At 50.4% G+C, this 12,529-nt stretch carries 9 protein-coding genes; 2 read left to right on the top strand and 7 right to left on the bottom strand.

What is annotated here, in order from left to right; all coding sequences use genetic code 11:
* Window positions 1-449 precede the first annotated feature (449 nt).
* Window positions 450-680: a hypothetical protein gene (locus tag AC4PS6_RS25380; protein WP_019818108.1), complete on the top strand. Its 231-nt coding sequence runs from the start codon at window positions 450-452 to the stop codon at window positions 678-680.
* A 187-nt stretch (window positions 681-867) separates the two neighbouring features.
* Here the strand turns inward: AC4PS6_RS25380 and AC4PS6_RS25385 are convergent, their stop codons facing one another.
* The 7 genes from AC4PS6_RS25385 to AC4PS6_RS25415 all read right to left on the bottom strand — a co-directional run bounded on the left by AC4PS6_RS25385 (window position 868) and on the right by AC4PS6_RS25415 (window position 10,695).
* A complete protein-coding gene (locus AC4PS6_RS25385) occupies window positions 868-2,307 on the bottom strand; it encodes an ArnT family glycosyltransferase (RefSeq protein ID WP_019818109.1) in 1,440 nt (479 codons plus the stop codon).
* Entirely contained in the window at window positions 2,301-3,284 is a 984-nt protein-coding gene (locus tag AC4PS6_RS25390) for a glycosyltransferase family 2 protein (RefSeq protein WP_492181058.1), read from the bottom strand. The genes AC4PS6_RS25385 and AC4PS6_RS25390 overlap by 7 nt, the downstream gene beginning before the upstream one ends.
* Complete coding sequence (locus AC4PS6_RS25395; protein WP_024073372.1) at window positions 3,250-3,669, bottom strand: GtrA family protein; 420 nt, start codon at window positions 3,667-3,669, stop codon at window positions 3,250-3,252. The genes AC4PS6_RS25390 and AC4PS6_RS25395 overlap by 35 nt, the downstream gene beginning before the upstream one ends.
* Window positions 3,670-4,458: 789 nt before the next feature.
* Window positions 4,459-4,785, bottom strand: a complete 327-nt coding sequence (locus AC4PS6_RS25400) for a DUF2790 domain-containing protein (RefSeq protein WP_019818112.1) — start codon at window positions 4,783-4,785, stop codon at window positions 4,459-4,461.
* 149 nt (window positions 4,786-4,934) lie between these two features.
* Window positions 4,935-8,087: a CusA/CzcA family heavy metal efflux RND transporter gene (locus AC4PS6_RS25405; RefSeq protein WP_024073371.1), complete on the bottom strand. Its 3,153-nt coding sequence runs from the start codon at window positions 8,085-8,087 to the stop codon at window positions 4,935-4,937.
* A gap of 24 nt (window positions 8,088-8,111) precedes the next feature.
* The gene (locus tag AC4PS6_RS25410; RefSeq protein WP_024073370.1) at window positions 8,112-9,356 is read right to left on the bottom strand and encodes an efflux RND transporter periplasmic adaptor subunit; all 1,245 of its coding nucleotides are present in this window, start codon (window positions 9,354-9,356) and stop codon (window positions 8,112-8,114) included.
* A 67-nt stretch (window positions 9,357-9,423) separates the two neighbouring features.
* Window positions 9,424-10,695 carry a TolC family protein gene (locus AC4PS6_RS25415; protein ID WP_131672237.1) on the bottom strand — a complete coding sequence of 424 codons (1,272 nt, stop codon included), beginning with the start codon at window positions 10,693-10,695 and terminating at the stop codon, window positions 9,424-9,426.
* A 392-nt stretch (window positions 10,696-11,087) separates the two neighbouring features.
* Here AC4PS6_RS25415 and AC4PS6_RS25420 point away from each other — a divergent pair, with 392 nt between their 5' ends.
* The gene (locus tag AC4PS6_RS25420; protein WP_024073368.1) at window positions 11,088-12,431 is read left to right on the top strand and encodes an OprD family porin; all 1,344 of its coding nucleotides are present in this window, start codon (window positions 11,088-11,090) and stop codon (window positions 12,429-12,431) included.
* The last annotated feature ends 98 nt before the right edge of the window (window positions 12,432-12,529 follow it).

The following is a 12,529-nucleotide window of genomic DNA, read 5'->3' on the forward strand; positions in this document are numbered from 1 at the left end:
TTAGCCCCCCCCCCCCCCCCCCCCCCCCCGCCTTAAACTCTTTCACGCCCCTCTGAGTGAACCACAGACGGAGTCAAAAAAATTCGACAGCCAGTTTGACTAACCGCCAACGGCGCCGCATTTGAGATGCCAGCTAATCTAGCCGTTAGCTTCGATGCGTAAACAAAAATATCCAATCGCTGCTACACAGTCTTTAGATCGTTTATGGCTAGCTTCCACTAGTGGCAAAAAATCCAAAAACATCAATGGCTTAGATATCACATTAAAGGTTATGAAAGAAAAATAGCCTGCTTCGGAGCTTTCACAAACACAAAATTTATACCGTTTCACCAAACGCATAAATTACGAAATTGTAATGATTCCCTCACCCTGCTGTTAGCTTCAAAATCCTAAACTATCAAACCACAAAGGCTGCTAGTTAAGCAGACCTAGTAAACATCGAGGGCACAATGAAATTCATAAAACTCCTCTCTATTGGTATCGTACTGACTGGATTTATGAGTTCCGCTTTTGCTGAAGACGGTTTCGAGCGAACCAAAAATTTCAAAGATAACTTCCGAGCCGAGCAAGCTCGTCTATGGGGTCCTGATGTATCGGAGAAAAGTAAGCAGAAAATTGCTCAAGAAAAACAGAAAGAACCTAAGGGCATTAGCAGCAAGTCGACAACTAAGAGACAGTAAAAAACAATTAACACGATCAAAGCCATCGACAAAAAGCCAGATTAATATCTGGCTTTTTAGCAACCTCTCCCTAATTGTACTTATTAAATAATTTTTCAGCATCAAAGATAAATCCTGAGATGGATTATTCACTTTAAACTGAAAAGCAGCTAGAAATTTAAATACTCTCTTCGCCGGGCTCTTACTTTCAACGGGAGCCAGTAGCACTATCTCCTAGAATATTTTCACCATCCTGTGCAGTGTCCTTCCAGCGGCATAGAAGCAGTTGGCTCGCGTTCGTTTCAGTGATTATTTTGCAACCAACGTCTACAGGTAGATCAGAATCGCTGTCGCGCAAACGCCTGGAAAGGTAGAACGATCTGTCGCGAGGCCACTTGTCAGGATCTTTGATGCTTTTGGACATTCCCCGGCTATAAAACTCCGACGAATACGAGCGGCGGCCAGGATAAATCAGGGGGCCCGATTGAGACGACTGCACATCCAGCCAGGCCTGCACTAAATCTCGCTGGTTCTGAGGACGATCCTCAAGCACACCGTTATAGATAATACCGGCGCCCGCGACTGGCAGCATCAGAGCGCTCGCTGCAGCAGCCCAAGCAGTCTTTCTGCCCACTTCGCTGATACATTCGGCAAGGAGTAGCGTCCATGCAGGCAGAGCAGGAAGAAGATAGGTCCAGAGAATGTTACCAGAGAAAGTAAAGAAAACAGGTGTCGCCAATGCCCAAAGCCAAAGGTATACATCGAAGCGCTGCATCGTCCCACGCCTGCTAATAACGAGGGGTAGAAAGAAAGTCCAAGGAAGCAACGCTAAGCCAAGCTGAATCCATATGGTGCCGTAGGGCTTGGCGTGAGCACTCCCGTAGAGATCCCCGGCCCAATCACTTACAACATATCGGCTCCAGTGCTCGCCGACAAAAAAATACTCAAGGAAACCCGGCGTCTTCATTTCGGCTGCAATGTACCAAGGCACTGATATACCTAACATGAGAGCAATCCCCGTTACCCAAGGAAGCCTCAATACCCGATTCCATTGCTTGTAGATGACGATCCAAAAAAATGCTGGCGCGCCCATCAGTACCAAGGTCAGTGGCCCTTTAGCAAGCAGGCCCAAGCCGAGAGCTAAGAACATAAGGTAGGCATCCCCTTTGCCTGCGCACTTCATCCAACGCCAGAAACCATAGCTGGCCAACAGGATCGAGAACGATAAAACGGGGTCAGTCAGCACAACACCACTGGACACCAAGCCCAGCGCCGTGCCGGAAAAGATGATGGCTGCCCAAATGCCCGCCTTGCGCGATACCTCCTGTGTCGCGAGCCTGATGATGATGAAGCAGCTTGCCAAGTGGAGAAACCAGGCTGGGAATCGAGCAGCAAACTCATTGGTGCCGAATACCGTCATGCTCGCCGCTTGGGTCCAGAAAGACAGCGGTGGCTTGCCCCAAAATGGAACTCCGTAATCGAACATCGGAGTCACCCAGTCACTCAGTTCAACCATCTTGCGTGCCATTTCAGCGTAGCGTGCTTCAGAGGTATCCATCAGGGGATATACGCCCAGCCCCAGGAGACGCAAAAGCAGAATCGAACTCAGGATGAACCACAATGTTCGCTCGCTTTTCAAATTCAGCATTTCTTACCCTCGAGTGAGGAAGCCGGAGGATGAATAGTCATGGGTCGCGCTTCATTATTACTATTTAGAAAATAAAGGGGGCGGCGTTTGACCTCCGCGAGCGTTACGCCTACGTACTCGCCCACCAGTGCAACACCCACGCACATGAATGAAGCAATTCCGACAAGCAGGTGATGGATGTCAAAGAAGCCTGCTACCAGTACTGCGAGCAGGTAGCAGATGCTGGAGACAAAGAAACTGAAGCTAATGAGACTGAATATACGAAGCGGCTTGCGGGAGAAGCTGAGAATACTTTCGATGGCTAGGTCCAGCAGGCTAGCGGCGTTCCACTTGGTATTGCCGGCATGACGGGAAGTGCGATTGTAGGGTAACTCAATGGTGCGAAAGCCTACCCAGCCGATCAAACCCTTAAGAATTCTGGAGCGTTCGTCCAGCGCTCTTAAGGCGGCCAATGGAGCAGGACCAATCAGACGGAAGTCACTGACATCCACCGGAAGATCAACTTTCTCCACCAGGCGCTGCATGATCCAGTAATAGCTACGTGCACTCGTGCGTTTTAGCCAGGAGTCGCCAGTTCGCAAGTCGCGTTGCATGTTCACAACGTCGTAACCCATCTGCCAATGATATACCATACTCGAGATGAGTTCAGGTGGATCCTGAAGGTCGACATCAATGAAGATCAATGCGCTACCGCGTGCATGGTCGATCCCTGCACTTAACGCAGCCTCTTTTCCGAAGTTCCGACTTAGGAACAGGCATCGTACATTTGATCCATCTTGATAGTGTCGAAGTAGGTCTGCAGTTTGATCGCTACTACCATCGTCGACATAGAGAATCTCGCACGAAACAGGCAGGCGCTTTACAACTCTGGTGATGCGCTTGTGAAATTCCGGAATGGTTTGCTCTTCTTGAAAGCAAGGAACCACTATTGTTAACAAGGGGTCAGCGCGTTCGGAAAGCCGATGTGATGTCCGCATGATTGAATGTCCAGAAACGATGCGCAGTGAATCCGAGCGCAGTTAGGGTTAAAGTCACTAAAATCTGAGAGACAAGCGGTGAGAGATTGAATTTAATCAGAACCCACATACCTACACCATTACCGATATTAGTTGCCAACGAGACAAGTACAAACCTGATAGGTTGAAGCTTATAAATTCCCGTCGCCACGAAACTGAGCCTTCTATTACCAATATAGCTAATAATAGCGCCTATCACGCCTCCGCCAACGCTGGCTAACACTGGATCAGTAACTCCATTTACAATAAGCAGGAGAAATACAAAATAGTGCCCCCCGGTTGCTACGAATCCAATGCCTAGATAACGAATAAGCAAAGCTATGATCGACATGCTTGTATTTTCCATCTACAAAGACTAAACAACCCGAAGTGAAAAAAAAGTGAACTGCATGTAATTTCAGAACTAAATGATGCAGCACCTCGACAATAGCTGTGCCACCCAACAAACACCAAAAAACCCTAATAATAAACTGAACAAATAACTCTAGCATGATCCAGAGATTACAATTCTGATAAGAGCATATACATGATGGCACTTTAGATCTTGGACAATTAAGCACTTTCTCAAAACATGAAAACCAGTAACGACACCAATAATTACACCAATTAAGTATCAACTTACCAACCAGTGATCCATTTTCTCACGAGCGCCCATCAGTTTAAACAAGAAGCAACCTGCTAAACGTACGTGTCGTCGAGCTAAGCCCATATATTCAGTGTTTATTTTTGGTTGGGTAGCAAGCTAGTACGACCCAGAACTTGCTGCCACACCATCGACTTTCGTTTTTCGTTCAAAGCCTGAGGACTCACCTAAAGCAATTATCCGGAGTTAAGTCTTTAAGTAAGCCTAAGCCCCGAGCCAATTATAAACTTTCCAATAAACACCCTTATCAAGCCGCACTTCGACTGAGTCAGTGCTCATGCTTTGCCTGGATGTCACAGAAATCAGTTTTTTTCAAAATTCGCTGCTTCTGAGTGCAAATTCGCCGGCCTAAATTTTTTAGCTGGACTTGACTTACTTTTGGGGAGGGGGGCAAGGACTGACAATCTTTGGTTAAAACATGTCAAGGACCATAGAAAACGCCAGGCATCGCCTGGCGTTTTTCTATGGCCTCTAAAAATCCTATCGATGCATTCAATTTTTGTTGTTGACACATTGGGAAAACAAAGAATAACGAATCGTATTAAGCTCACCCCGCGAGTCTTCGTAGGTCATCAACCGTTGATACACCTCGCAAGTACGGGGATCCTGGGACTGACGCACAAATTTTGCAACATCAATCTTCATTCCATACTTGTAGTCCTGAATCTCTGGTATTGGCTTATTATTTTTCGCCGCATAGCTAGCCACGGCGTTCTGATGTTCCTGAATATATTGCAACTGCTTCTTTTCGGAAAACGTAGTAGCTTGTGAAACTATAGGCAAAACAGCTAGGGCTGCCGCAATGATAAGCTTTTTCATAAGGTCCTCTCAATATCAATCTTATTGGGAGTAACCTTATCAACTCACAGGCATCACCGGCATGACGGTAAACTTACAATTTTGAAAGGTGACAACAATATCCAGAATGAAAAGCCCACAACGTTGCTGTGGGCTTCTGTTATGGGCTATCAGCTACCCGCTTCATCACCATCATCATCTTTGCGGTGTGCCCATTGATACAGAGCAGGAAGCACCAACAGAGTAAGCACGGTAGACGAAAGAATCCCGCCAATCACCACTGTCGCCAGTGGCCGCTGAACTTCAGCACCGGTACCTGTTGCGAGAGCCATCGGGATAAATCCGAGGGATGCGACTAGGGCTGTCATCAGAACGGGCCTTAACCGTGTCAACGCGCCTTCATCTACCGCTTGCCGGAGGGTACGTCCTTCCTCCCGCAGCCCGCGGATAAAAGAAATCATAACCAGGCCGTTTAGAACTGCCACACCGGACAGCGCAATGAAGCCAACTCCCGCCGAGATAGACAGCGGGATATCCCGCAACCACAGTGCAACTACACCGCCGGTGAGTGCGAATGGAATTCCGGTGAAGACCAGCATGCCATCCTTCAAGTTGTTGAACATCAGGAACAGCAGTGTCATGACCAGAAGCAATGCGACTGGAACAACGATCTGCAGACGCTTGGCTGCTGATTGCAACTGCTCAAACTGGCCACCCCAGGTAGTCCAGTAGCCTGCTGGGATCTGCACAGTAGCCAGCGACTTAGTCGCTTCTTCAACGAACGAGCCTAGGTCACGGCCTCGAACGTTTGCACTAACTACTACCAGCCGTTTCCCATTTTCGCGGCTGATCTGGTTCGGGCCCAACTGCAAGTCAAGATTAGCGACTTGGGACAGAGGAATGAACCCTATCTGATTAGCATCCTGAGCAACATTAGCAGGCACAGGAATCAGCAAGCTGGACATACCCGCTACGTCAGTGCGCACGGTCTCAGGCAGTCGCACCACCATATCGAACCGACGATCGCCCTCATACAATGTACCTGCCTGGCGGCCACCCACAGCAATAGCAATTGAGTTTTGCACATCCGCGATGTTCAAACCGTAGCGTGCTGCTTTTTCGCGGTCGATGTTGATGGTTAACACAGGAAGGCCGGAAGTCTGCTCAACCTTGACCTCCGATGAGCCCGGTACCGCTTTAAGCGATGCCGCGATTTTGTTGGCGGTGCTGTTGAGCGCGTCCATGTCATCGCCAAAAACTTTCACCGCAACGTCACTACGCACGCCCGAAATCAGCTCGTTGAAACGCAACTGGATCGGCTGGGACAACTCATAGTTGCTTCCCGGGACACCTGCTGCGGCTTTCTGCACCTCAGCGATCAGCTCATCACGAGGCTTATTGGGATTTGGCCACTGATCCTGAGGCTTAAGCATTATGTAGGCGTCAGAGGCGTTAGGCGGCATTGGATCAGATGCGATTTCTGCAGTACCCGAGCGTGCGAACATCCGCTCTACTTCTGGGACCTGCGCTATTACCGCTTTCTCCAGGCGCTGTTGCATCTCGACGGACTGAGTAAGGCTCGTTCCGGGCACTCGCATAGCCTGCATCGCAAAGTCGCCCTCACTAAGGCTGGGAATGAACTCGCTACCCATACGACTTGCAAGTATACCGCTAAGTACGACCAGAGCTACTGCAGCCGAGAACGCAATGTTCCGGTGCCCAAGAACCCATTGCAGTATCGGCTCATAGCGCTGTCGGGCGGTGCGCATTACCACGCCCTCCTCTTCCTTGACCTTGCCAGTGATGAACATGGCGATAGCAGCAGGAACAAAGGTTACGGAAAGAATCATTGCCCCCAGCAGCGCCATTACGACAGTGAATGCCATGGGGTGGAACATTTTTCCTTCGACGCCGGTTAGGGCGAAGATCGGCAGATACACTACCATGATGATCAACTGGCCAAATATCAGTGGCCGGCGAGCTTCACCTGCAGCGGCAAAGACTTCATGGAAGCGTTCTGCTTTGGTGAGTATGCGACCATGCTTGTGTTGCGCATGAGCCAGTCGGCGGATCGCGTTTTCTACTATAACCACGGCACCATCTACAATAATGCCAAAGTCGAGTGCTCCCAAACTCATTAGGTTTGCACTAACCTTGTTGTTGAACATACCTGTGAAGGTAAATAGCATGGACAGCGGGATCACCATTGCGGTGATCAGTGCTGCGCGGATGTTGCCGAGGAACAGGAAGAGAATAGCAATTACCAGAATCGCGCCTTCCACCAAGTTCTTCTTCACCGTCGCAATGGCTTTTTCAACCAAGTTGGTACGGTCATAAACGGTCACAGCAACCACGCCCTTCGGCAGGGTGCGGTTGATGTCGGTCAATTTGGTGGCCACAGCTTGGGACACTGTACGACTATTTTCACCAATCAGCATAAATACGGTACCGAGTACTACTTCGCGACCATTCTCAGTAGCAGCCCCCGTTCGCAGTTCTTTACCGATGCTGACTTCAGCAACGTTGCTGATGCGAATCGGCGTGCCATCTACACTGGTAATTACGATGTTGGCAATATCTTCGATATTGCTTACCTGACCCGGCGCACGAATGAGCAACTGCTCACCATTACGCTCGATGTAACCGGCGCCCACGTTGGCGTTGTTGCTTTCCAATGCAACTACCAGGTCATTAAGTGTCAGCTTGTAGGTAGCCAACCGCTTCGGGTCCGGCGCAATCAGAAACTGCTTGGCGAAGCCACCGATGGTGTTGATCTCGGCAACACCAGGGACGTTGCGCAGCTGCGGCTTGATAATCCAATCCTGGATCACTCGCAGGTCGGTGGGAGTGTAAGGAGTACCATCTTCTTTGAGTGCGCCATCTTCCGCTTCAACGGTCCACAGGAAGATTTCACCAAGCCCGGTGGATACAGGCCCCATGACGGCCTCGACCCCATCTGGCAACTGTTCCTTTGCAACCTGCAAACGCTCGTTAATGAGTTGGCGGGCAAAAAAGATGTCAGTACCGTCTTTGAAGATCACGGTGACCTGTGACAAGCCGGAGCGAGATAGGGATCGGGTTTGCTGAAGGCCCGGAAGACCGGCCATGGCCGTTTCAACTGGAAACGTGATCCGCTGTTCGGTTTCCAACGGCGAGTAACCAGGGGCGCCAGTGTTAATCTGCACCTGGACGTTTGTGATATCAGGCACCGCATCAATGGGCAGTTTTTGGTAGCTGTAGATACCTATACCGGCCATGATTAGAACTGCGATCATTACTACGATGCGCTGCTCAATGGCGAATCTGATGATACGTTCAAACATAAGAAATCATCCTGTAAATTCGCATCAGTGGCCATGCTCGGCAGACGCTTTGCCAAGCTCAGACTTGAGCGTGAAGCTGCCACTGGTTGCCACTTGGGCACCCGATTGGAGGCCTTCGGTTATTTCCACATAGCCACCGGCACGGCGACCTAGAGTTACCCTGCGAGTGTCGAAGCCCTCAGTGGTCCTCACGAAAACTGCAGTTTTTTCCTCGACGGTCTGCACCGCTGACTCTGGAACAGCTACAGCAACTTGATCAGTTTGTGACGTGACTGCGATGCTCACGAACAGCCCCGGTCGCCAGGCCCCATTGGGATTGGTCAGAGTGACACGGACGGGCGCTGCACGATTCTGCTCGCCCAAAAGGCTGCCTACGTAACCCACCTTGCCCTCGACCTCAGCCTTCATGTCAGGAGAAGAAACCTTTACCGAGCGGCCAGTCACGACCTTTCCGAGATCGCCAGGAGGAACCGCGAAAGTTGCCCACACCTGATTAAGATCGGACAGGATGAAAGCATTGGTTGCCTCGCTGACCACCTCACCGACGGTCAGGTGCTTTTCCACTACAACTGCGTCGAAAGGCGCACGCAGTTCATAGCGGTTACCGCCTGCAGAATTGACCGAAGCGCCGATTGCTCCGACCTTTTGCTTAGCGTTGGCCAGTGATATTTCAGCTTCTTGCAAAGCTTGTCGCGCCTGAAGGTAATCTTGCTCGGCGGAGATTTTGTCCTGCCACAACTGCTTCTCGCGGTCAAAAGTCAAGCGTGCCAACTCAACACGTCGCTGTGCAGCTTGTTGCTCACTGCGCATATCCGAGATCTGTTGACTGGCAATCACCGCAAGGACTTGGCCCTTCTTGACCGACTCGCCCAGGTTCGCCTGAACGCTTTCAACAACTCCAGGAACGCGAGGTACCACATGTGCGGTGTGGTCCTCATCAAACCGTATTTCGCCAGGAAAAGTCACAATAGTGCTAATCTCACGGGGAGCAGCTGCTTCCAGAACGACGCCCGCAGCCTCAATCTGCTCGGCGCTAAGCGTCATCTTGCCCTCTTCCTCATTGGCATTTTCGCTGTGGCCTTCCTCACCGTGACCTTCATCCCCCCCGTCTTTAGCAGGTGCTACAGCAGTTCTCTCATGGCCATCTTCAGTGCCATGTTCGGCCTTACTGACTGGAGGCTGCTCGGAACTGGAGTTCCAGGCGAAACTGCCAAATCCGAGGACTGCCACAGCGATTACCGCGAGCGCGATCTTGCGTTTGTTATCCATTGCTACTCCTGCTGATCTTAGGTACCGGCTTATTCAAAGACGCATACAAGGAAAATGCCTGGCCTGTTCAGCGCGTATTGGCAGTCAAGCCGACGTCGCCATACACCCTTTCCACTTGAGCACGCGCATTGGTCGCAGCCGCCAAAGAGTCGAGGTACTGGCCACGAGCAACTATCAAGGTGCGCTGAGCATCCAGCACTTCGATGAAACCGAATTTGCCCATCTCAAATCCACGAGTTGCGGTATCCACGGCCTGTTGAGCTGAAGGCAGGATCGTCTTGTCATAGGACTCGACCTCCTGCATGGCGGTAGCCCACTGATTCACTGCGGTTTGAGTTTCGGAACGTAGCCTGAGCTCAACAGCGTTTCGCTGGTCTCGGGCCTGATCTGCGCGGCGAGAAGCGGAAAGAATGTTGCCCTGATTGCGATCAAACAGCGGTAAAGGCATCGACAGCCCCACGACATTGACCCTCTCGCGAATAGAGCGGTCGTATTGGCTACCAACACTCACGGTGAGATTCGGGATGCGCTGCGCCTTTTCCGCGCCTAGTGAGGCATCGCTCTTATCTATTTGAGCAAGCGCTTGACGCATATCTGCGGTTTGATCGAGCTTCGCCAGTAATTCTGTAGCTTGCGGCGGCTTGCCGGGAGATAGGTCTGGCGAGTCAAGACGATCAAATGCAGTGACCGAACTGCCTATTAACTGGGCCAATTGCTGGTAAGCCGTTGACTTCAAGGTTTCAGCGCGCCTTACCTGTAACTTGGCTTCAGCCAGTTGCACCTGAGCGCGCGTGGCTTCCACCGGCGAGGACTTACCGGCACGCACCCGTCCATCGACGATGCGCAGACCGCGTTCGGTGAGCTCCAATGATTGTTTTGCCAGATTCAAGCCGGTCTGAGCTCTCAAAGCAGCGTAGTAAGATTGAACAACATCTGCACGAAGGCTATTGACTCGACGGTCCAGCTCTAACTGCGCGACGCTTTGACCGTAGGTTGCAACCTCGACACGAGCACGTCGCTTGCCACCCAACTCTAACGGCTGACTAAGCGCGACAGTCGTCGTGCTGGTATTACGACGGGTGTCTTCTACTTGATAAGAAATTTCAGGATTGGGGATGAGTCCAGCCTGCTTGCGCACTCCTTCAGAGATTCCGATCTCTTGACGTGCTGCTGCAAGATCGGGGTTAGCGTCTATTGCCGTCGAAAGCGCTTCAGCCAGACTGAGACTCTGGGCAAATGCGGCAGGCACCCACAATCCAGACAAGACCATACAGAACACAAAGACTTTCAAAGGAAAGATGGGGGTTTTAGATAAAGCAATGTGATTATACCAGGGCACTTTGATAGTCCTCATGCACAAACTTTGATAAAGCTTGGCGAGAACGCCTAAACAGCTGCCAAGCTCCTCTGGATCAGGTGATGGCACTCTAATCAGCGATCACTATCAGAGGGGTGGCTATAAAATTACAATTTCGTTAGAAACCCTGGGGGGATAGTCGAAATAGAAAGCTTTCAGGCGAAACGCAGGGATTTAGTGAAAAAGATTCTGGAAGCCCTGCAACGGTGGAAATACCTGATAACAGAATTGTAATCACCCCGTCACCGACTCGTTATCTTTGATCTGCAAATATGATCCAGGCGCTATTCTAAGTGCTCCACCGGGCCAAAACAACAGACTATACCCGCGTAGGTAAATCATAATAAAAACTGCCGTAATCAAAGGAGCATCGCATGAGACACAAAGTAACTTTGTATTTGGCTGCGGTTTCAGCTTTTTCTGGAAGCTATGCCCTCACGGCACAAGCGGAAGGTAAACCAGAAGGTTTTATTGAAGGTAGCAGCCTTACTGTTCTAAACCGCAACTTCTATTTCAATCGTGATAATCGTGATGCATCTGCGCCGACTTTCAACAGCGGCAAAGGCAATACCAACGGTTATTCCGAAGCTTGGGCACATGCGATAATCACTAAATTCAACTCTGGTTTTACGCAGGGCACTGTGGGCTTTGGTATAGATGCGTTTGCAATGATTGGCATCAAGCTTGATACTGGTGGCGGGCGCAACGGTGGCCGTAGCAGCTTTGACGTGCTGCCTGTTAACGGTGACGGCGAAGCACGTGATGAATACACTAAGGTGGGTGGAGCAGCGAAGTTTCGGCTGTTTGATACTGTCGTAAAGGTTGGAGATGTTTTCCCCGCAACACCCGTCGTGGCATCGGGAGATTCTCGCTTACTCCCTGAAAGTTTCCGCGGCGTGACGGTCGAAAATAGTAGCATTCAAGGCCTAACCTTGCAGGGTGGTCGACTGCATGCGATGAGCCAGCCTGGTTCCAGCAACTTGAACGATAACTTTGCCACATTTTATGCCGGCCCGGTCAACTCGCCTTGGATTGGGTACGGCGGCGGTGATTACCAAGTCAACGACAACATCACGGTGAGCCTTTACGCCAGCCAATTGAAGGATGTTTGGAATCAATACTATGCCGGTAGCAGCCTCACTTACCCACTCAGCGATGATTTGACGCTTATCGGCGGATTCAACTACTACAAAGCTGTAGATGAAGGCAAGAAGCGCCTGGGCGAATTCGACAACAATATATGGAGCGCCAAGCTCGGCGTCCGGTACGGTGCGCATACTCTTGCACTGTCTCATCAGCGAAACAATGGCGATGACGACTTCGACTACCTTCGTCAATCAGACTCAATCTTCGTTGACAACTCAATACAGTACAGCGACTTCAACTCACCGAAGGAACGCTCTTGGATGCTGCGCTACGACTTGAACATGACCAGCTACGGTATTCCGGGGCTATCGTTCATGACTCGTTATGCCAGAGGTTCTGGTGCAGACTATTCGAACGCCAATCAATTCTATATGCGCACTGATGGTAACGGCGATCCGCTCACGAATCAAAAACGTTGGGAGCGTGATATTGAAGTCAAATACGTCGTACAAACAGGTGCGGCGAAAGATCTTTCCTTGCGATTACGTCAAGCAAATACTCGTGCCACTGCATTCGAATCGGACTTGGATGAAGTACGCCTGATCGTTGAATATCCACTTTCGATACTGTGAGCCCTAAACAAGATCGATTTATTCATGTGACTCGCCTAAAACAAAAATAGCGAGCTTAAAGAATTCACCTTGAGTTGCTTAAATGCTCCTTTGGTAAA

This window comes from Pseudomonas sp. DW-iso17 (assembly GCF_058725345.1).

Excerpts from the sequence above, each read along its gene's own strand:
- AC4PS6_RS25390 (WP_492181058.1), bottom strand. The coding sequence starts at position 3,284 with ATGCGGACATCACATCGGCTTTCCGAACGCGCTGACCCCTTGTTAACA.
- AC4PS6_RS25400 (WP_019818112.1), bottom strand. The coding sequence starts at position 4,785 with ATGAAAAAGCTTATCATTGCGGCAGCCCTAGCTGTTTTGCCTATAGTT.
- AC4PS6_RS25420 (WP_024073368.1), top strand. The coding sequence starts at position 11,088 with ATGAGACACAAAGTAACTTTGTATTTGGCTGCGGTTTCAGCTTTTTCT.
- AC4PS6_RS25380 (WP_019818108.1), top strand. The coding sequence starts at position 450 with ATGAAATTCATAAAACTCCTCTCTATTGGTATCGTACTGACTGGATTT.
- AC4PS6_RS25405 (WP_024073371.1), bottom strand. The coding sequence starts at position 8,087 with ATGTTTGAACGTATCATCAGATTCGCCATTGAGCAGCGCATCGTAGTA.
- AC4PS6_RS25395 (WP_024073372.1), bottom strand. The coding sequence starts at position 3,669 with ATGGAAAATACAAGCATGTCGATCATAGCTTTGCTTATTCGTTATCTA.
- AC4PS6_RS25410 (WP_024073370.1), bottom strand. The coding sequence starts at position 9,356 with ATGGATAACAAACGCAAGATCGCGCTCGCGGTAATCGCTGTGGCAGTC.
- AC4PS6_RS25385 (WP_019818109.1), bottom strand. The coding sequence starts at position 2,307 with ATGCTGAATTTGAAAAGCGAGCGAACATTGTGGTTCATCCTGAGTTCG.